This is a genomic window from Bernardetia sp. MNP-M8 (assembly GCF_037126285.1).
Taxonomy (GTDB): Bacteria; Bacteroidota; Bacteroidia; order Cytophagales; family Bernardetiaceae; genus Bernardetia.
Genome location: NZ_CP147012.1, coordinates 2,797,451 through 2,819,560, shown reverse-complemented (window position 1 = coordinate 2,819,560; position 22,110 = coordinate 2,797,451). Strand labels below are relative to the sequence as shown.

Below are 22,110 nucleotides of genomic sequence, written 5' to 3'. Positions count from 1 at the left end.
ACTTCGCCCTATTTTGCTAATACAGACGCATAAATCTCATTTACTTTTTCTACAACATAATCAATTTCTTCAATTGTGTTGTATTTGCTAAATGAAAAACGAACAGAAGGACGAGAAGGGTCATTTTTGAGAGCTGTCAAAACGTGTGAGCCAATTTCTGAACCACTAGAACAAGCACTTCCACCAGATGCCGAAATTCCTTGAATATCCAAATTAAATAAAAGCATATCGCCCATATCTGATTTTGGAAACTGAACACTCAATACTTTTGGAAGTCCTGTTTCAAGATTTCCAGATTCTCCATTAAAATTGACATCTTCGCCAAAAATAGCTCTTAGTTTGTCTATCATTCTGCTTTTTAGAGAAAGAATATGTTTTTTGTGAGCATCTCTTTCTGAAATTGAAATTTCTAAGGCTTTTGCAAGTCCGACAATTCCAGCTACATTTTCTGTTCCTCCTCTCATGTTGCGCTCTTGCGCTCCTCCTGTTTGGAACGGACAAAAACCTGCATCGTGGCGAATGTATAAAAATCCTATTCCTTTTGCACCATGAAATTTGTGTGCCGAACCTACCAAATAATGAATAGGTAATTCTTGCAAATCCATTGGATAATATCCCATCGTCTGGACAGTATCAGAATGAAACATAGCATTATATTTTTCGCAAATTTCTCCTGTTTGTTTCAAATCTAGGATTGTTCCTATTTCATTGTTTCCGTGCATGAGTGAAACTAAAGAGCGTTCGTTTTTGCTAGAAAGATTATTTAATAGTTCGTCTAAATGATTCAAATCAATATTTCCTCTTTTATCAATATCTACCATACTTACTTTTACTTCTCCTCGCTTTTCTAGCTCTTCAACAGTATGCAAAACAGCATGATGCTCCAAAGGCGAAGTAATAATATGCTTTAAATTGTGTGAACGAACAGCACAGCGTAAAGTCGTGTTATCGGCTTCTGTTCCTCCAGACGTAAAAAATATTTCGGCAGGTGAGGTATTCAAAAGACTTGCAACTGTTTTGCGAGCTTTCTCAACGGCAGATTTTACAATCCTTCCCGTAGAGTGAGTAGAAGAAGGGTTTCCGAAATGTTCTGTCAAAAAGGGCATCATTTCATCTAAAACAGCTTTATCTAATTGAGTAGTAGCTGCATTGTCTAAATAAATGCGAGAGGAAGAAGAGGAAATTGACATAAATGGTATATGAATTTAGTACGAACAGTATTGTTTTCCGAAATTTAAGAGTCTTAAAAACTCTTAGTATTTAATCTAAGAATATCTTTCCCTACTGTTCTGTATAGTATAATGTGTTTTTTGTAATTGGTAAGTTGTTGATTATGAATTGGTTAATCAACAAACTAAGTTCACAAAGGTACAGAGATTTTATAAAAAACTCAATTTTGTAACTGATTTTTTATAATATGCGTTCTTTTTCTATTTTCCCAAATCCAAACTAGGAAAGCACTTAGTCCAATAAAAATACAAGTTCCTAGCCAAAATAAAATATCATAATTATCTGTGTAAATTCTGTAAGAAGCTGTAAAAACAAAATCAGTCCTGTTATTTACCAAATCAAGTCATATTCTAATCGGTCTTTATTGTCTTGAATAAGAGGTTGATTAAAGAATATTCTAAAACTATTCCAATCCCAAAGAATAAGTAGAGTATTAGCTAAAAGCATCATTCCTGTAATGTAAATTGTTCCTCCAAAATTATATGAAACATTAATCACAAAAATATTGAGTATTATTGGATAAAAAGCTGCTGCACCAAGTTTTGAATAGCGTTGAGTCATCAAGAAGAAACCTGCTACAAGCTGTCCAAAACCCAAAAATTGCCAATAAAGACCTGATTGATACATCCTTTCAAAAAAATGCCAAGCCGAATCAATAGGCATATCTGCGCCACTATCTCTAGTAAAGCGATGTCCTTTTATTTTTATTAAACTAGCAAAAACAAAAGTGCCTCCTATCAGATAACGAGTATAAATGATGAAGATTTGTAACCCTTTTAGTTCTTTTATTTTTTGAAGAAAATTCATTTTTCAGTTTTATTCTATTTCAAATATAAAGTTACTTCATCCCCTTTTCTCAAACGAAGCTGTTTTTCTGCATTTTTTTCAGGAACAAATATTTCTACTCTACCAAAAGAGCCATTGATAAGGTTGGGCATTCTTTCATTTCCTTGTAAAAAATAATCACAAAATTTGGCATCTTGTTCTAATATTCTTCCATATTTTATTCCTTTTCTTGCTCTGAGATTGGTTAGTGCATTTCCATATTTATCAAAAGACAAAATTTCTCCTGTTACTGTTTTTTCTTCTTCATTGTAAGTGCTAAATGGATAATTGAGATACCAATCATATTGAATTTCTTCGCCCATATTTTCCATCGCAATTCCGTTGGCAAGGTGTGCAGCTACTGGCGCAAAAATATCTCTACCATGAAAGCTATTTGCATCACTTTCAAGCATATAGGTTTTGTTTGTGATTTCGATACATTGTTCTACATCTTCTAGTGCTGTTATCAAATCTAAAATTCCATTGTGAGGAGCAACAAAATAATATCCACCACTTTTTACAATAATGGGTTGTCTATCACTCCCAACCCCTGGGTCAATGACACATAAAAAAACTGTTCCTTTCGGAAAATAACTATAATGTGCTTCTAAAAGTAAAGCTCCACGCAAAATATCATAATCTGGAACAGAATGTGCCAAATCTATCAAGTTTACATGAGGAGAAAGTGATTTGATAACCCCTTTCATTACTCCCACAAAACCATCTTGATAGCCAAAATCAGTAAGTAAAACAATATTCATATTCAGTCCTTTTGCGTGCATTTTGTCTATTTTTTATTTCTTAAAATTGAAAAGCAATATACATAAAGATTATCATTTGTAGGGTATAGAGATATTTAATTTTGACTTTTTTTAGTTCAAACATGAAACAATTTGTTATTTATTATCGCCTTAATTTTTCCACTTTGCTTTCACAGAAATTTGATTATCAATGTTTTATTCCTAATTTCCTATTGAAAACTATAAATGCCATGAAAATATTAAATTGACTTATTTTAATAAATATATTTTATAAGAGAATGGAAAATGCAATTCAGGATTTTTTAAAAAATGAAAAAAAACAGCGCAGTAAAAATATTAATTATTTAGTGTATTTTTTATTTGTTTCAATGAGTTTGAGCTTTGTACCTGATATTTATTTTGGGTTATGGGAAAATTTATGGTATTGGTTAATTCCCTTTTGTTATCTCATAAGCATCATTATAATAAAAGTCTATTTAGGAACAGATTGGGCTGCTCATTGGTTTTTATTAGGATTTAATATAATGGTATTTTACTTTTCAAGTAGTGTAGGAAGAAATAGTAATATTCATTTTTTGTTTTTTGTATCTATTCTTTTAATTCCTTCTATCCTTAATATTCGCTCCAAACGATATGTTATTTTTCATACTATTTTTCCTTTATTATTTGCATTAATTTTAGTGTTATATGATTATGATATCTTTCCTCACCTCCCACAAATAGATGATTATTATGAGAATATGTTTGGAAAAGTAAATATGTTGCTCTTATTTATTATTCTACCTGTCGTAACTTGGGTACTGATTAAGTCTTATCAAGATATATTCAATCAACTTATGGAATCTGAAAAAATTCTTTTATCTAAAAATATAGAGCTATCCAAAACCAATCAAGAATTAGATAACTTTGTTTATAGTGTAAGTCATGATTTGCGTGCGCCTATTTCTTCTGTTTTGGGTTTGATTAATATTTCTAAAGCAGAGAGTGATATTAATCAACTTAAATATTATGAAATATTAAAAGAAAAAAGTCTTTTAAAATTAGATTCTTTTATCAAAGATATTTTAGATTATTCCCGTAACTCTCGTATTAAAGTAACTCCTCAAAAAATAAATTGGCAAGAATATATTACTGAGCTTACTAAAGAATTTGAGTATTTACCAAAAGCAAAGTATGTTGAAGTAGAAATTGCTATTGCTCAAGAAGAAGAAGAGTTTTATGCCGATTTGTATAGAATAGGAATTATTTTTAATAACCTATTATCAAATGCTTTTAGATATTCAGATAAACAAAAAGAATATTCTTTTGTCAAAATAAAAGGTGATATAAACAAAGATAAAGCTCATATTATAATTCAAGATAATGGTATCGGAATAGCTACAGAACACCAACAAAAAATATTTGAAATGTTTTATAGAGCTAGTGAAAACAGTAAAGGCTCAGGCTTAGGACTTTATATTCTCAAAGAAACTTTAGAAAAAATAAATTCTACAATAAAACTAGATTCAGAACTAGGAAAAGGGACTACATTTTATTTAGAAATACCGAATCTGATATAGCTTAGCATTTAGAATAAGAAAAACTAACGTAGTTTTTTTTAAATTATTAAATAATTTGTCGACTTTTGTAAAACTAGAAATTTACAACATATAAAAGACCTTTAGCCTACCTCATGAATATTACTAACATTACCAAAGTTCTTATTGCCAATCGTGGCGAAATCACTCTTCGTATTATTCGTTCTTGCAAAGAAATGGGTATCAAAACGGTAGCTGTTTTTAGTGAAGCAGACCGACAAGCTCCTCATGTTCGTGCTGCCGATGAAGCCATTTGTGTAGGTGCGCCTCCCTCGTCCGAGTCTTATTTAAGAGGAGATAGAATCATCGAAGCAGCCAAAACCACAGGCGCACAAGCCATTCACCCTGGTTATGGATTTTTGTCTGAAAATGCTGATTTTGCACGAAAAGTAAAAGCAGCAGGACTTATTTTCATTGCTCCTTCTCCTGAGGCTATAGAGGTAATGGGAAGTAAATTGGCTGCCAAAAATGCTGTTTCGAAATATGATATTCCAATGGTTCCAGGAATTAATCATGCTGTTGAGGATATTGCAGAAGCAAAAAAAGAAGCTGCACAGATTGGTTATCCAATTTTGGTAAAAGCAAGCGCAGGAGGTGGGGGAAAAGGAATGCGTGTAGTAGAAAATGAGTCAGAGTTTGAAGAGCAAATGAAACGTGCTGTTAGTGAAGCACAATCTGCTTTTGGAGATGGTGCTGTTTTTATTGAAAAATATATTGGTTCGCCTCGTCATATCGAAATTCAGATTTTAGGAGATACACACGGAAATATTTTATATCTTTTCGAAAGAGAATGCTCTGTCCAACGTCGCCATCAAAAAGTAGTAGAAGAAGCTCCTTCGGCTGTTGTTGATGAAAAAATGCGTAAGGCAATGGGAGAAGCTGCTGTAAATGTAGCTAAAGCGTGTAATTATTATGGTGCAGGAACGGTAGAATTTATTGTAGATGAAAATTTAAATTTTTATTTCTTAGAAATGAATACTCGTCTGCAAGTAGAACATCCAATTACAGAACAGATTACAGGAATTGATTTGGTAAAAGAGCAAATCAAAATTGCAGAAGGAAGAGAAATTTCTTTCAAACAAGAAGACTTGAAAATAAATGGTCATTCGATTGAAGTGCGTGTTTATGCAGAAGACCCAACCAATAATTTCTTACCAAATATTGGAAAAGTAGTAGAATATCAAACGCCAAAAGGGTTGGGAGTTCGTGTAGATGATGGTTTTGAGCAAGGTATGGAAGTGCCTATTTTTTATGATTCGATGATTGCCAAACTTATCACTTTTGGAGCAGACAGAGAAGAAGCAATGGACAGAATGATACGAGCAATAGACGAATACAAAATCTCTGGAATTCAGACAACACTACCTTTCTGTAAGTTTGTCATGCAACATGAAGCCTTTAGAAGTGGAAATTTTAGCACAAAATTCGTAGAAAATCATTTCAAACCCGAATATTTAGAGGCTGAAACTTCAAAAGAAGAAGAAGAAATTGCTGTGGCTATTGTAAGTCAGCTTTTAGAAAATGGAAAAGGTAAGAATAATGTCGTTGGTGGAGATACCAACAACGGCAATAATAATTCTAGTGGAATGAGTGATTGGAGAAAGAAACGTAGAGTTTTTTAATTATAAAGTTTCTAAGTAATATTAAGAAAAAACCGTTTTTAAACTAAAAAAAAATAGCTTAAAAACGGTTTTTTTATGCACTATATTAGACTTTTAAACCTGTTTTTTGGCTTGTCCATTTAAGCCATTAGCTTGAATAGGAATTTCTCTATCTGTACTTAATGACTGATTTTTATGAGTGGTTGGAGATGGAAAAACTGTTCCTTGCTTTTGAAAAAAATCAGGTGAACGTTTAGGAAGTTTTCTTCCAAAAGTAAGATTTGAAACTACACGAATATCTCGGTTGGTAAACTCCCAAATCTCTCCACTCTCGTCGATAGCAATAGTAAAAAGTTTTTCGATTTCCATTCCATATTCTGTAATATATAAGATTCTACCTTTTCCACGAGGTGTTTCGACCTCAATATTGTTTTTGACTTCTAAAATAAACATAATCAAATAAAATTTAGAGAAAAATAAAAGTTTAAAAAATAATAGCTACAAATGATGAGAGCTAGTTTCTATGTTAAATGTTTGTGTGTTATTACCACTCAAAAACATTTTATAATTAAACAAAAAAGTAATTATAAGGTTAGAATTTTTGAATTTATTTTTGGTTTTATAATTCTTCTATAAAAATTTTATGCTCCATTTTTCATTTTTTCCTATCGGATTACTTCTCATAATAGCCATTTTTATAGATTTTTTTTACACTACACTTTCAGGAAATGGCTCTGGCTTTCTAACAAAATATTTTAATAATCTTCTCTCCAAAATTATATTAGGACTGAATTGGAAATGGTTACGTAAAATATCAGGTTTTATACATGTTACTGCTACGCTTAATTTATGGCTTATTATTTTATTGGTAGGGTGTTTATTTATTTTTAGTAGTAATGAACCGATGGTTGTAAATTCGACTACCAATCAGCCTGCTACTTTTTTAGATAGATTTTATTATACCTGTTATATTCTTTCTACCGTCGGAATTGGAGACTACAAGCCCAATACTAATTTTGGACGAGTAGTCACTGGATTGCTTTCTTTTACTGGATTTATCTTGCTTACTACTGCCCTAGCTTATGTGATTTCAGTTACTGGTGCTGTTAGTAATAAGCGAAATTTGGCTGTTACTATTTCTTCAATGGGCAAAAATCCTAAAGAGTTGTATGCTTATTTTACACAAGAAGAAAATTTTCAACTTTTATTTGATGTTCTTCCTGATATGAGAGAATTATTGAGTTCCTTTACTCACAATTATTTATCATTTCCGATGATAGAAAACTATCTTACCAACAAAAAAACAAATTCAGAATCACTTCAAATCGTGAATTTGTATGAAGTTTTGCGTATTATATTTTGCCAAGCAGACAAAACTCAAAAAATAAAATTTCTTCCTCTTATTCGCTCACTAGCTTATTTTATGGAAATTCATATGAAGAATAAAAAGAAAAACACTAGATTTAAAGAAGAGGAAGTAAATGAATTGAGACTAAAATATTGGTTACCAATTTTTGAAAAAGAACAAGTAAATGTTACTACAATTCAGTTAGAAAATATCAAATTAGAAAATATGGATTCTCTTTTAGCTAGTTCAGGCTGGATTTGGACAGATATTTATGATTTAGATGATGAAAAAAGTAGATTGTATGATTAAATCACTCCATAACCGATTGAAAAACAACTTCCAACATACGTGTACGAATTCCTTTAGTAACTAATTTTCTATTGGTTTCATCTGGATATGTTCGGTTTGCTAAAAATATAAAAACAATTCCTTTGTCTGCATCTGCCCAAGCTGCTGTTCCTGTAAAGCCTGTATGCCCAAAAGTATTTTCAGAAGCGTAAAGTGTTGCAGGAATTTTACTTCCTTTTACAGACATATCAAACCCTAATGCTCTTCTTCCTCCTGTAATTTGTCTTGCTGTAAACTCATCTACTACTTCTTTATTAAAATACTGCACTCCTCCATAATTTCCACCTTGAAGAAAAGTTTGCATCAAAATACCAATATCATTTGCATTGGCAAACGTCCCTGCGTGTCCACTTACCCCACCCAAAATAGCTGTAGAGTAATCATGAACAATTCCACGAACTTCATCTTTTCTGAAAATATTATCTATCGAACTAGGTACAATATTATTTTTGTCGTGTTTGCGAAGAGGATGATAACTAGCTGTTGAAAGTCCTAGCGAATTGTAAAAACTATTTTCAACAAAATAATCTAAAGAAGTGCCTGAAACACGAGCCACAAGCTGATTGAGCATATAAAAACCTCTATCACTATAACGATAACTATACGAACCATCAGCACGTTTGTTTCGCATAGGTGATTCTACTACCCAGTTCCAAATACTGTCTTTTATTCCTGCTTTTGCATAGAGATTAGGCGCAATTTCTTCACAATATTCTTGATCACAATGATTACTATAAAATTTATTGTAATTAGTTTCATTTGAAAAAGTTTCGAACCAACCAGGCATATTTCCATGATAACCTCCTCTGTGCATCAAAAGCTGACGAGCTGTAACATCTCCTTTTTCAGAATCTTTTAACTCTGTCAAATACGTAGAAATAGGAACATCTAAATCAATTTTTTTATCATTTACGAGTTGCATCATGGCAGGAACAGTAGCTACAATTTTAGTCAGTGAAGCCAAATCATAAATAGATTCATTTTCTACTTTTTGTTTTTTATCATACTTAAAATGACCATACGATTTTTGAAAAATAACAGTTGTATCTTTTATAATAATTACTTGACACCCTGGAGTTGCTCTATGTTTTATGGCTTCACCTGCCAACCAATCAATACGTTCATTGAGATATTTAGAGTTCATTCCTGTTCCTTCTGGATAATCTGAATATCTCAATCGTCCTAATGATTTTGTAGTAAATCCATCACCTTCTTTGATTTTTTCTCCTGCCGAAACAGGTACACGTCCTTGTGTTTGGACTGCACCAAAAAGAACCTGTGGGACAGTTTTTTTCATAATATCATTTTCTATGTATGCAGCTACCAAATGTTTCTGGTCTTCAAACTTTTCTAAACTATAAGCATGTCCAAAATCTACAACCACAACATTTTTTCCTAAATCTTGTAATTCTTTTACAAAATTTTGTGTCGCTGCCGAAATTCCAAAAGTATTACTTACAGAATATTGATTGACACCAAAAACACCTACAATAATTACTTTTTTGTTTGATAATTTAGATTTAGCAGCAGAAAAAGCTGAAGTAGAAACAGATGAAATAACAACATGCTCAAAAGGCGCATAATTAGAAAGCATTTTTTGAAACGCATTTCCTTCTTTTTCATTAATTACAACCGAACCAAAAGAAAGTGTATCTAACTTTTGAAAAGGAATCAGATTGTTTTCATTTCTGACAATCGTAACAGCCTTTTGATGTAATTTTTCATTCAGTATATTTGCTTTTGCATTATTCAAATCAGCATCTAAACCCTTCAATTCTATTGGTTTGAAGTCATTTAAGCCAACAAAATATTTCGCTCTCAATACTTTTTTTACTCGCTCTTCAATTTCAGTTTCAGAAATTTTTCCTTCTTCTACTGCTTTTTTGATAAGTGCAATTCCTTTTGGAATACTGGCTGGATACAATAAAACATCATTTCCTGCCAAAATAGCTTGTACATTTCCTTCGTCTGGCGTAAAGTTAGAAGACAACCCTTTCATATTCATGGCATCTGTAAAAATAAGTCCATCAAAACCGAGTTCATCTTTCAATAAATCTGTAACTACATTTTTTGAAAGCGTGGTAGGAATATTTTCTGTGCTATCATACGCAGGAACATTCAAATGAGCCACCATAACAGACAATACTGAATCAGCAAAAAGACGTTTGAAGGGATATAACTCAAGTTCGGATAATCGTTTTTTGTCGTGTTTGAGCTGTGGAAGTGTGTAATGTGAATCCGAATCTGTGTCGCCATGTCCAGGAAAATGTTTGGCTGTTGCGATAAGTCCACCATCTTGCATGCCGTTGGTGTAAGCAATTCCATATTCTGCCACTCTATATTTATTTTCTCCAAACGAACGAGTACCAATAACAGGATTTTTTGGATTACTATTGACATCAATAACTGGCGCAAAATTGACATGAACCCCCAAACGCAAACATTGGCGAGCTACTTCTTTTCCTAAATCATAAACGGCAAGAGAATCATTCATTGCTCCCAAAACCATCTGACGAGGATAACTAATTGTATTTTTTAGTCGCATTCCTAGTCCCCATTCTGCATCCATTGCGATAAGAAGAGGAATATTTGCTTTTGCTTGATAACGATTGGTTAGTTCGGCTTGTTTTTGGGGTGTTCCTTGAAAAAATATCAATCCACCGATTTTATATTTTGTAATAAAATTATCAATTTCTTTATAATGACTTTCATCTCTATTCGAATAGGCTGCAATCATGAAAAGTTGAGCTATTTTTTGTTCTAAATCTAAATTAGAAAGTTTTTGATTGACCCATTTTTCTCGTTTTTCCCATTTTAAATTATCAATCCTTTGTTTTTCTTCTGCTACAGCTTTTGCTATAATTTGTGCGCTTGTAATATTTTGAGCCAAAATAGGCGTTATCAAAAACGAAAATATAATTCCTGTGAGGATAGAAATTTTGGCTTTAAAATTATTTTTAATCATTATTATTATTTTATTTATGGTATCACTTATCATTTCCCAAAAAAGTAAGGGAAATAAGTAATTACTGGTTGAAAATAGAGAGGAAATACGAAAAAACAGAGAAAACTAAGGAATAAGAATAATTCAATAATTATTCCGAAATAAAAGTAGGCAAATCTATTAAAAATTGAAACAGTAAATCTGAATTAAATTATCTTGTAAGGAAAACCAACTATTAGCGAGACTTCGCTTTTTTTAATAAAACTCACAAATCTATATTTTTTAAAACATTGAGTTATTTGAAAGGTTAATAAGATAGAATTATTACAAATTTATTATTGTATCAAATACAAATTAGGTATTCTTTATTCATTCAAAATACAATAAATAAATTATTTTTTAACCTTAATTTTTTATTATGAAAACTTCAATTTTTTCTTCGTTAGCCGTTGCCTCTGTTTTATTCTGTGGAATTTCTTTTGATGCAGATGCACAACGCAATGAAAATCCTTATAAAAATGTGGATGCTGTTGTCACAGTAGATGCTGATAATGTTTATGATCCTTCATTAGATACACGAGCAGACCGACTTTATACGTATGGTCGTGTTTCGTACGACTTTGATTATTTTGTAAATAATAAAGTAGCAAAAATAGATGCACCTATGCGAATTGAGAGTGCTGATAAAATGACTCCAATGGAAGTAACTCCTGAAATGTTTACTAAATATTTTGATATTGTAAATCAGAATGGAGAGCATATTTTTGTAACTCCAGAAGAACCCAATGCAGAATTATATTTGATTGGTAAATTGGACGGAACACCAAAAGGAATCCATGCTTTAGTGTTTTATGCAAAAGATGGAAACATTTATGAATATGCCAAAATAGTCACTTTTGATGAATATGGTAATCCTATTGACCACCAAAATGTTCATTACAATATCACAGCTGGAAACAATGGAAAGCAACAAGCACGTAAACAAGTATGTCAATTAAATGAAGAAAATAAATTTACTTGTTTGGAATATGAAGATAAAGATGGAAAGATGGTAGAATCGAAAACTGAAGGTAGAATGTATGAAATTATGGCAGATGGAAATATTGAAACTACTTATAAAGTAGATGCCAATGAATAATCTTAATCAGTAGCTTTTTAGTTAAAGAAAATACAAAACGTCATTTTATTTGAAAATAGAATGACGTTTTTTGTATCTAGCTTTTTCTAGTCTTCTACACTAGCAAAGCAAAATCCACAAATTGCTTTTGGATAGAAATAAGTTGATTTTTGTGGCATTGTAAAACCTGTCTTACAAACTTCTTTTACTTCTGGCATCGTAACAGCATTTGTAATGAGAGCTAAATCAGCTTCTCCTTTTATGACTTTGGTTACACAGTCTGTGAAATTTCTTTCAAATTCAATGTTTGTACTCTTGCGTTGATCTTTTCCTTTTATTCCAATTATTTTTTCTATAAAAAAATAATGAAGTACAGTAAGATCAAGATTTTTGACAGAATCTGGAAATTTCCAAGCTAAAGTTTCCCATTTTTCTGGTTTTAGACGAATTTTATAGGCATTTTCTAAGAAGATAAGTCCGAATGCCCACTTTTTACCCCAAATCATTTCATTCAAATCAGAGGCATTTTCTACTGGTTTGATAATAAAATCTTCTTTTAGTTTTTCTAAAATCTGCTCTTCACTTATTTCTAAATCTGTTAATAAACGGTGTGTAGGCAAAATACGAAGGTCATTTGAGTTTGAATTGGTCAAATACATCAAATGAAAATTATACAATTCGTCACCTGTATGATTGGGATTATTTTCTTTACACGTCTGACGATAAACCATTGAACTTTCGTAACGATGGTGTCCGTCTGCTAAAATTATTTTTTTATCTTTCACCTTTTGAACAAATTTTTCTACAATTTCAGGCTCATCTATCTTAGCAAAAACTTCTCTTACACCTTGATAATCTTCTGTTTCATAAATTGGATTCTTGATAGCTTCATCCATATATTTTTCTAACTCAAACTTACTATCGCCATATAATCCGTGAGTTGGACTAACATTTAGTCCCGTTTTTTCTAATAATTCTATTCTATCATTTACAGCAGCAGGAATCGTATTCTCATGTCTTAAAATAATATTTTCATTCCAATCATACGCTTTTATCATGGTAACAAAACCCTTTCTACAATACTCTTTTTTCTTTGAAATACGTGAAGGAAGAGCAAAATATTGATAGTAAACATAAATTGTAGGCTTTTCATCTTGCTGAATTGTTCCGTCTTCGATCCATTTTGTAAGTGTTTTTCTAGCATCATCTGCTGGATTTTCTCCCAAAGGGACAGACAAATGAATACTATTTAATGGATTTTGATATAATTTATCTCTTTGTTTTTGCGAAACAACATCAAATAGGGGAGAAGTAAATTCTTGAATTTGATTAGTAAGTGAAGAGTTATATCTCCAAGCACGAAAAGGACGGATTTCTGCCATGTTATAGGGATTGGGAATTAAGAAATAAGATTTAGAAAACAGGAATGAGGGAGATAAAAACTGGAAATTTAGCAAGCGAATTAGAAAATAATATGAGAATTATTTTCATTCTACAATTCTAGTTTTCTAGTTTTTCTCAAACAATTTCTAAAATAGTACGAAAAGCAATAACTTTATTTCCGTATCTTTTTAAATGGTCTTCTTGCAATTTGGGTGCAAAATTTTGCTGATAGTGTTCCAAATCTTCTAAAGACTTACAAAAATATTGAATAGCATAAGTTGTCCCTTCCTCTTCTGGGAGTTGGGATAATAATTTCAATACTTTATGTTCGTCAAACATGCCTGTATTCATAACATCTGGAATGTGTGTTTCTTTCATCCATTTAATCCAATTATCATGAATGGAATCTTCAACATTTACGGTAACATTATATAAAATCATCTCAAAAAAATTCGTTATCTGTTAGTATTTCTGAAAAATCAGAATAAATTCAATAAAAAACAAAGATACTTATTTCTCAACTTATTTGTTCCATAAAAAAGCAATGCTTTTTTGTGTAAAACAAAATGATTTACATACTCAAAAATACCTTAAAAAAATATCCTCTTATTTCTATGGAGAGAAATAAAAGGATATTTATGTAATAAACTGATAAACTAAAGAGTAAATTTATTTTTCAATTTTTATATTTACTTCATTCTGATTTGCTGTTTCAGAAGGTTTTATTTTGATAGTTTCTTCTTCTGCGCTAATAGAAAGTAAATATTGTTTGACTATTTCTAGTTGTTTTTGATTATTACTTTCCAAAGTGATAGTATAACCTAATCTTGAATATTTGGCAGCAATTTCTAATTCTTCTTTATTTTTTTGACCTATAACTTCATTTTTTTGATTGATTCTAATAGGTGAGATTTTCGGTACATCAGGTTTTTCAGAAGAATACCAACCTGCTGTTTCTATTTCTATACTCTCTTTCTCTTTTTGTTCTTCTTCTGTCTTTGTTTTTTCTTTTTTAGTTTCTGTTTCTTTTTTTATAGTATTGCTTTTCTGAGTAGCTATTTCTTCTATATTATTTTTTGAAGAAGCAGACAGCACCATATTTTCTTCTTGGGTTTTTGTATTATTTTTTGCTTGTCTTTGTTCTTTCAATTTTTGTTGTTCGGCTTTTACCAAACGCTCTTCTTCCCATCTACGAAGCTGTTTTTTGGATACTTTTATTTGTTCTACTTTGGTTTTGCCTATGTCATCACAGCTAAAAGGTTTGCGCTGAAAAGCAGTGCTATTTTTAGATTTTCTTCGAAATTTATTTTTTCTCTTGAAACGTCTAGTAAAAAAATTTCCTGTCTTAGTTGTCTGTGCTTCAACTTTTGGTGTTTCAATGATAGGCATTGCCACTAACAAAATAAGAAGAAATAACAGAAAGCGAAATATTTTCTTAGCGTAAAATGTATAAGTAAAAAATTGTTTCATGGTTAGGTTTCTTTAAAAGATTCTTTTTCTGAATTTTCTTTAGTCTGAATATTTTTTATGATTTACTTTGTTCAAACCATTTATCTTACTAACGAGATTACTCACCCAGTAGTATATCAAACTACTTAAAGATAATAAAAAATTTACATTTTACCGTAAAAAAGAATACGTTTGTCGAAATAAATTAAAACTTTACCGAAATAAAAAAGAATCCACACCTTTTAACAATGTGTTTACAAGAAAATTACTTATAGTTATTTTTGTTGATTTCTTATCTAAAAATTACACTTCTCACACGTTCCACTCAATAGAAATTCGGCTTCTTCTACTTTATATCCTTTTGGAAGGTGTAAATTAGGAAGTTGAATTTGAGAGAGACAATATACGTGTTCACACTTCTGACACTTAAAATGGACGTGATTTTCTTTGTGTTGATGCTCCTGACAATTACTCTCACAGAGAGCATATTTTGCTTGTCCAGACATATCAGGTACTTTATGTAAAATGCCTTTTTCCTCAAAAGCAGTTAGTGTTCTATAAATAGTAACTCTGTCAAATTCTTCTCCTACAAGTTCTTCAATATTTTGATGTGAAAGAGCTGTTTGAGCATTTAAAAATGATTCTAAAATAGCCATTCGACAAGGTGTTTTGCGAAGGTCATGTTTTTTTAGAAATTCAGTGGGTAAGGGGAAATTGTGCATAATATAGTAATTAGATATTGGAATTTAGATATTAGGGAATATCAACATATAAAATAGTAGTATAAGAAATAGTTACACCACAAAAATACGTAAAGCAAATTTATTTTTCTTGTGATAAAAAAAAGGCTTTTTGAGAGAAAAAACGCATCTTTGCAGAATAATCTTGTGAATCAATTTTATATAGTATGAAACGAAATGAATTAAATTTAGTTTTTGATATAAATTGAACAAGATAATTAAAACACTTTACCATTTTTAAGAAAACAACATGAAATTTTTCGTAGATACAGCCAATCTTCAAGACATCAAAGAATGCCAAGAATTAGGAATTTTGGACGGAGTAACAACCAATCCTTCTCTCATGGCAAAGGTCGGAATTACTGGAAAAGATGCTATTTTTAGTCATTACAAAGCGATTTGTGATATTGTAGATGACAATGTAAGTGCAGAAGTTATTGGTACAGAGTATAAAGACATTATCAGAGAAGGTGAAGAACTTGCTGAAATTGATTCTAAAATTGTCGTTAAAGTTCCGATGATAAAAGAAGGCATTCGTGCGATTAAATATTTTTCAGATAAGGGTATTCGTACAAATTGCACACTTATTTTTTCAGCAGGTCAAGCAATTTTGGCAGCTAAAGCAGGTGCAACGTATGTTTCTCCTTTTATTGGTCGTTTGGATGATGTTGGGTCTGATGGAATGGCTTTAATAGAGCAATTAGTAGATATTTTTGGAAATTATGGCTTCCATACAGAAATTTTGGCTGCTTCAGTTCGTCATACTGTACACCTTATTCAGTGTGCAGAAGTAGGAGCAGATGTAGTTACATGTCCTTCCAACGTAATTATGAGTCTTCTCAATCATCCTCTGACAGATAAAGGATTAGCTACATTTTTAGAAGATGCTAAGAAATTAAATATGTAAAATAATTAGTGATAAGTGATTAATGGTTAGTGATTAGTTGAAAGACAGCATTTCTAACTAATCACTTATCACTAAAATTAATCACTAAAAACTATGTTTGGACTCATTGGCAAAAAGCTTTCTCATTCTTTTTCTAAGAAATACTTTACAGAAAAATTTCAAAAACTTAACCTTTCTCCAAAAGAAGGCTATATATATGAGCTTTTTGAATTGGATAAAATAGAAGAATTTGAAAATTTAATTAGAGAAAATCCTATTTTAAAAGGATTGAATGTAACCATTCCTTACAAAAAATCAATTATTCCTTTTTTAGATAAACTTGACCTTGTTGCTCAACGAATTGAAGCTGTAAATACCATCAAAATAGAAAAAGATGGAATAAAAACAGGCTACAATACAGATTATATTGGTTTTAAAAGTAGTTTAGAAAAGTTTTTATATCAAAAATCTAAAACTGGTTTTAAAGAAACAGCTTTGATTTTGGGAACTGGTGGGGCAGCACAAGCCGTAAAAGTAGCTTTAGAAGATTTGAATATAAAATTTGACTTTGTTTCTTCGTCTATCAATCAAATTCAAGATAACTTTACTTATCAAACTCTACCTTATTCAGAAATTGATATTACAAATTATAAATTAATTATCAATACAACACCTTTAGGAATGTATCCCAATATTGATGATTTTCCTCCTTTGTCTGAAGAAAATTATTCAAAAATTGATGCAAATTATTTCTTATACGATTTAGTTTATAACCCAGAAGAAACAGCTTTTTTGACAAAAGGTAAAAATAAAGGTGCAAAAATCATCAATGGTTTGGAAATGCTACACGGACAGGCAGAAGCTGCTGCTGATATTTGGGGCATTTAAAACTGATTTAAAACCTCTCTTACACTTCCATGTTCTAATAATAGTTTCTTGGCTTCTTCTTCTGAAATATCAAGTTCTTCTACCAAAAAGCGAGTCCCTCTTTCGATGAGTTTTTGGTTAGAAAGCTGCATATCTACCATTTTATTGCCTTTTACTCTTCCTAACTGTATCATTACAGAAGTAGAAATCATATTCAAAACTAGTTTTTGGGCAGTTCCTGCTTTCATGCGTGTGCTTCCTGTTACAAATTCAGCTCCCACAATTACTTCAATAGGAAACTGACTTACTTTTGCTACTTGAGAGTCTGTATTACAAACAATACAACCTGTCAGAAGTCCATTTTTATTTGCTTGTTCTAATCCACCAATTACATAAGGTGTTCTTCCAGAAGCTGCAATTCCGATAAGTGTATCATTTTCACAAGGATTGTATTTTGCTAAATCTTTCCATGCTTGCTCTGCGTCATCTTCGGCAAACTCTACAGCTTTTCTGATAGCAGAATCTCCACCAGCAATAAGTCCGACTACTAAATCATGTGAAACCCCAAAAGTAGGAGGGCATTCAGAAGCATCAACAATTCCCAAACGCCCACTTGTTCCTGCACCAATGTAAAAAAGTCGTCCTCCTTTTTGCATTCGGCTTATAATTTGAGCTACTAAATTCTCAATATTTTCAATTACTTCTTTTATAGCTAAAGCGACTTTTTGATCTTCGTTATTAATGTTAAAAAGAAGTTCTTTGACAGACATTTTTTCTAAGTCGGAATAATTAGAATTAGATTCGGTAGTAAGCATTATTATTTTTGATTAAAAATAGGATTATTTGATTTTGATTTTTATTTTATAAATTATACTTTAAAGTTATTCTGTAAAGCAATATTTTTATAAAACATTAAAATAGATATTCTGACTGATTATCAATTATTTAACTAACAATAAAATATAATTAACATTTTGCAAAACATAAAACTAGATAAATAAAAGAAATCAAAACAAAATTTTGTTAAATTATTAAAAATCATAATTAATAAAATTTTTAGCTAAAAAAACAAAATAATATGTGTATTTTTGTGAAATTTTTTATTGCTTGTCTCTTACACTTAAAAAAATATAATAATATAAAGATTTTTATGAATTGAATTTAACTGTTAATTAATAAACCTAACTTTGCAATATAAATGATTTCTTGAAAATAATGGACTTGAATATTAATCAGAACAAAATTATGAAAAAAATTATTACCATATTCTTTTTGATGTTTTTTTTCTTTTCGTGGGGAATAAAAGCACAAAATGCAGCTAATTACACTTTCAGTACCAATACAACAGGAAGCCTGACCACAGGAACAGGATGGGCTACTATTATTGGAACAGGACAAAACCATACTACTTTTAATGACGGTTTTGGAAACGTACCTGTGGGTTCTATAGTTACTATTCCTTTTGAGGTTTGGTTTATGGGTGAACGCTTTACATCCTTTAGTATTAATACAAATGGCATTCTTCGTTTTGGTAATATTCCTATACTTTCAGAAGGAAATACATATAATATACCTGATAATGCTCGTTTATCTCCTTTTGGAGCTAGTAGTACAATAGGTGGAGTTTTAGATGATGGAGATTGGCAAACAGGAGAAGTTAGATATAAAGTTATAGGAACAGCTCCTAATAGAATAATGGTTGTTCAATGTAATAATATGCGAATAAGCTATAATAGTGGAGCTTCTAATTCAAGTTTTGATATGCAAATTAAAGAAACCTCAAGACCAACGGTAAGTACAGATAGTGGACAAATTACTTTTTTATACGGAACAATGACTAAGGGTACTACTGGTAGTATTACAGCTGGAAATATAGGAATAGGATATATAGATGGAGTTGGAAATGATTTTTTGTCTGTAGATATTGCTAATCATACAGCCAGTACCACAGCAACAAATAATACTTATCCAAATGGTACAATTACACAACTCAATAGTAATAATAATACAAGTCGTAGAAGATATATTTTTAATCCTGCTGCTGTAATAGGACAAGAAATAGATTTGCAAGCAAGTTGTCTTTCTAGTAGTTCTTTTATTTTAAATTGGACAGATAATGCCACAAATGAAGTAGGAATAGTTCTTTATCGCTCTTTAGATGGTGTAAATTATACTTTTGATAGACAATTACCTGCTAATACTACAAGCACTATTATTACAGGTCTTACCCCTTCTACTACTTACTATTATCAAGTATATGCTGTTACAGAAGGAAAACTAAGTGCTTTATCTACAACAGGAACTGTTGTTATTACTACATTACCTGCTTCAGCTAATGCTGTTTATTCTAGAACAAATGGAGTTTGGAATACAGCTTCTACTTGGACTACCAATGCTGTACCTGTTGCTTCAAGTGATGTAATCATTGGTTGTATTGTACCTCATACAGTAGATGTAAATACGCCTAGTGTTAGCAATATATGTAGAACATTATTAGTAGAAACAGGAAGCATTCTTAATTTTAATGCAGGGCAAACACTTAGAGTACAAGGAGATGTTACTAATAAAGGTACAATTAATACCAATGGAGGAACATTAATAATTGAAGGAAATCTAATCAATACAGTAGGTGCAACTGTTAATATTGGAAATGGAACACTTATCGTACAGGGAAATTTCCAAAATGCTAACACAGCTACATTAAGTGGAAATACAGGATTATTTAGACTGGGAGGAAATTTTACTAATCAAGGAGTGTATAATGCAAATTTATCTACTATGCGTTTCGATGGAAATGCACAACAGCTTATAAATCACACAGGAACAAGTACTGGACAAGGAATTACAACAGTATCTAATTCTTATAATAATGATGCTGCTCTAGCTACACCTGCTGCTACAAATACCTATAACAATACTACAGATGTCAGTATCCCAGATAATAATGCTGCTGGCATAAATAGAACTATTACTGTTCCTACTACTTTTGGTACTATTACAAATATGACAGTTGATTTGGATATTGACCATACTTATGTAGGTGATTTGATTGTTACTCTAACAAGTCCACAAGGAACAACTATAACTCTAATAAATAGAGTAACACTTGGAACTGGAACTTGTGGTAGAGATAATATTGATGTAAGACTTTCTGATGCAGCAGGAAGTACTGTACAATCACAATGTACCAATCCTACTGCTATTACAGGTACTCGTCGTCCCTCACAAGCGTTAAGTGCTTTTGATGGACAAAATCCTTCTGGAGATTGGATTCTCAATATTTCTGACCGTGTAGGAGCTGATGTAGGAGCATTCAGAAATGTCAATCTAAATATTACAACCACTGCTTATGCTGGTCTTGCAATTCCTGATAATAATAATACAACAGGTGTTCCTCATACTATAAATATTCCTGCTACTGCAAATTTAATTTCTGATGTCAATCTAGATATTGAAATCAATCATACTCGTATAGGTGATTTATATGTACGTCTCATAAGTCCTACTGGTACATTCAGAGACTTACTTGCTAATCCTTTAAATGGTACAGGTAGTTGTACTGGAAATAGTATCAGAGTTACATTGGATGATCAAGCAGCAGACTTTGTTCAAAATCAATGTGGTGCAGGTGTACCGAGTATAAATGGAACATATATACCTAATCAATCTTTAGCTTCATTTATTAATGAAAATCCGTCAGGAAATTGGACAATAAGGGTATATGATTTAATTGGAGGAAATGTAGGACGTATAATGTCAGCTACTTTACATATTACAACTTCGCAACTTGTTAGTTTTCCTCTTAGTTCAACTCTCTACTATCATAATTTATTGATGCTCAATACAGGTGCAGGAGTTCGTACTCAAAATACTGACATCAATATATTAAATGCTGCCACTTGGACAAATGGAGTTTTCAGAGCAGACAATGACCATAAACTTATATTTGTAGATAATGCTACTTCAACAATTGCTATTAATGCAAGTCATGCAGATATGAAAGTACGCAAAATAGGAAATGATGCTTTCAATTTTCCTGTAGGTAATGCAGGTTGGGGCGCACCTATTGGAATTTCTGCTCCTTCAAACATAAACCATCATTTTACAGCACAATACACCAAACAAGTTACTCCTTTTGATCCTTTTTCTAAGGAAGCAACAATTCATCATGTTGGACAATGTGAATACTGGATTTTGGATAGAACAAATGGAAATTCAAATGTCGTTGTTACGCTAAGTTATGATGAAATTCGTAGTTGTACTGTCGGAGAAGAGAATGATTTGAAAGTATTGCGATGGGATGGTTCTATTTGGAGAGATCATTTCAATGGTGGACTTATCGCTACGCCTTATCAAGGTGTTTTAAGTCTAGGAACAATAACTAATTTCAGTCCATTTACACTTGGCGCAGATGATGAATTTACCATTTTGCCACTTACACTCTTGTCTTTTGATGCTAAACCAATGGAAAATGATGCTATTTTGGACTGGACAACAATAGGAGAGCTAAACCACGATTATTTTGAAGTTGAACGCTCATTTACAGGAGACAATTTTGAAAGAATTGGTAACATAAAAAATCCTATTGGAAGAGATAATACTAAAAATACTTATTCATTTGTTGATAAAAATGTAGGAATAGAAAACAGAGAAGCCTATTATCGTTTGAAACAAATTGATACTGATGGTACTTTCTCTTATTCAGATATAAAGAAAGTAAATTGGAGTATAAATGACTCTGAAAATCAAGCTGATTTTATAGCTTATCCAAATCCGTTTACAGATATTCTAACGCTTGATTTTAGCTTAGAGAGACAAGAAACTGTAGATATTATTTTAACAGATATGGCAGGAAGAAGTATCAAAACTATTTCTCAGTCTTTCCAAAAAGGAAGTCAGAAAATAGAATTTAATAACCTGCAAAATTTAGCTAGAGGCAGTTATTTGATACAATTAAGAACTTCTACTTTACAGAAAACTTTTAAAGTTGTCAAAATGTAAATGTAGCTTACGCTTTAGTGTGAGCAGAGATTA

17 protein-coding genes are annotated in these 22,110 nt (G+C 31.3%); 7 read left to right on the top strand and 10 right to left on the bottom strand.

The features are described from left to right. Positions 1–8 precede the first annotated feature (8 nt). From V9L04_RS11575 to V9L04_RS11565, 3 genes are all read right to left on the bottom strand, one after another. Complete coding sequence (locus tag V9L04_RS11575; RefSeq protein WP_338789965.1) at positions 9–1,190, bottom strand: cysteine desulfurase family protein; 1,182 nt, start codon at positions 1,188–1,190, stop codon at positions 9–11. Between the two features lie 370 nt (positions 1,191–1,560). Next, complete coding sequence (locus tag V9L04_RS11570) at positions 1,561–2,037, bottom strand: hypothetical protein (RefSeq protein WP_338789964.1); 477 nt, start codon at positions 2,035–2,037, stop codon at positions 1,561–1,563. Between the two features lie 14 nt (positions 2,038–2,051). Continuing rightward, positions 2,052–2,837 (bottom strand): SAM-dependent chlorinase/fluorinase, encoded by a 786-nt coding sequence (locus V9L04_RS11565; RefSeq protein ID WP_338789963.1) that lies wholly within the window; start codon positions 2,835–2,837, stop codon positions 2,052–2,054. A gap of 257 nt (positions 2,838–3,094) precedes the next feature. Between V9L04_RS11565 and V9L04_RS11560 the strand changes: the two genes are divergently transcribed. Then, a complete protein-coding gene (locus V9L04_RS11560; RefSeq protein WP_338789962.1) occupies positions 3,095–4,375 on the top strand; it encodes a HAMP domain-containing sensor histidine kinase in 1,281 nt (426 codons plus the stop codon). A 119-nt stretch (positions 4,376–4,494) separates the two neighbouring features. After that, positions 4,495–6,015: an acetyl-CoA carboxylase biotin carboxylase subunit gene (gene accC, locus V9L04_RS11555; RefSeq protein WP_338794196.1), complete on the top strand. Its 1,521-nt coding sequence runs from the start codon at positions 4,495–4,497 to the stop codon at positions 6,013–6,015. A 93-nt stretch (positions 6,016–6,108) separates the two neighbouring features. Here the strand turns inward: accC and V9L04_RS11550 are convergent, their stop codons facing one another. Next, a complete protein-coding gene (locus V9L04_RS11550) occupies positions 6,109–6,447 on the bottom strand; it encodes a hypothetical protein (RefSeq protein WP_338789961.1) in 339 nt (112 codons plus the stop codon). A 190-nt stretch (positions 6,448–6,637) separates the two neighbouring features. Between V9L04_RS11550 and V9L04_RS11545 the strand changes: the two genes are divergently transcribed. Next, positions 6,638–7,651 (top strand): potassium channel family protein, encoded by a 1,014-nt coding sequence (locus tag V9L04_RS11545; RefSeq protein ID WP_338789960.1) that lies wholly within the window; start codon positions 6,638–6,640, stop codon positions 7,649–7,651. 1 nt (position 7,652) lies between these two features. Here V9L04_RS11545 and V9L04_RS11540 read toward each other — a convergent pair whose 3' ends face one another. Then, positions 7,653–10,655, bottom strand: a complete 3,003-nt coding sequence (locus V9L04_RS11540) for a glycoside hydrolase family 3 N-terminal domain-containing protein (RefSeq protein WP_338789959.1) — start codon at positions 10,653–10,655, stop codon at positions 7,653–7,655. Between the two features lie 397 nt (positions 10,656–11,052). On the opposite strand from V9L04_RS11540, the gene V9L04_RS11535 reads away from it, so the two are divergent. Further along, positions 11,053–11,772, top strand: coding sequence for a hypothetical protein (locus tag V9L04_RS11535; RefSeq protein ID WP_338789958.1), 720 nt, complete (start codon positions 11,053–11,055; stop codon positions 11,770–11,772). An 86-nt stretch (positions 11,773–11,858) separates the two neighbouring features. On the opposite strand, the gene V9L04_RS11530 is transcribed toward V9L04_RS11535, so the two are convergent. From V9L04_RS11530 to V9L04_RS11515, 4 genes are all read right to left on the bottom strand, one after another. Further along, a complete protein-coding gene (locus tag V9L04_RS11530) occupies positions 11,859–13,133 on the bottom strand; it encodes a DUF1015 domain-containing protein (protein WP_338789957.1) in 1,275 nt (424 codons plus the stop codon). Between the two features lie 136 nt (positions 13,134–13,269). After that, positions 13,270–13,575: a DUF4286 family protein gene (locus V9L04_RS11525; protein WP_338789956.1), complete on the bottom strand. Its 306-nt coding sequence runs from the start codon at positions 13,573–13,575 to the stop codon at positions 13,270–13,272. 228 nt (positions 13,576–13,803) lie between these two features. Further along, a complete protein-coding gene (locus V9L04_RS11520; protein ID WP_338789955.1) occupies positions 13,804–14,604 on the bottom strand; it encodes a hypothetical protein in 801 nt (266 codons plus the stop codon). A gap of 275 nt (positions 14,605–14,879) precedes the next feature. Then, the gene (locus tag V9L04_RS11515; protein ID WP_338789954.1) at positions 14,880–15,305 is read right to left on the bottom strand and encodes a transcriptional repressor; all 426 of its coding nucleotides are present in this window, start codon (positions 15,303–15,305) and stop codon (positions 14,880–14,882) included. Between the two features lie 268 nt (positions 15,306–15,573). Between V9L04_RS11515 and fsa the strand changes: the two genes are divergently transcribed. Together fsa and V9L04_RS11505 are read left to right on the top strand one after the other, a co-directional pair. Then, on the top strand, positions 15,574–16,230 hold the full coding sequence (fsa, locus tag V9L04_RS11510) for a fructose-6-phosphate aldolase (protein ID WP_338789953.1): 657 nt from the start codon (positions 15,574–15,576) through the stop codon (positions 16,228–16,230). Between the two features lie 93 nt (positions 16,231–16,323). Beyond that, positions 16,324–17,097, top strand: a complete 774-nt coding sequence (locus V9L04_RS11505; protein WP_338789952.1) for a shikimate dehydrogenase — start codon at positions 16,324–16,326, stop codon at positions 17,095–17,097. Here the strand turns inward: V9L04_RS11505 and murQ are convergent. Next, complete coding sequence (gene murQ / locus V9L04_RS11500) at positions 17,094–17,891, bottom strand: N-acetylmuramic acid 6-phosphate etherase (RefSeq protein ID WP_338789951.1); 798 nt, start codon at positions 17,889–17,891, stop codon at positions 17,094–17,096. The genes V9L04_RS11505 and murQ overlap by 4 nt on opposite strands. A gap of 430 nt (positions 17,892–18,321) precedes the next feature. On the opposite strand from murQ, the gene V9L04_RS11495 reads away from it, so the two are divergent. Beyond that, positions 18,322–22,077, top strand: a complete 3,756-nt coding sequence (locus V9L04_RS11495; RefSeq protein WP_338789950.1) for a proprotein convertase P-domain-containing protein — start codon at positions 18,322–18,324, stop codon at positions 22,075–22,077. The last annotated feature ends 33 nt before the right edge of the window (positions 22,078–22,110 follow it).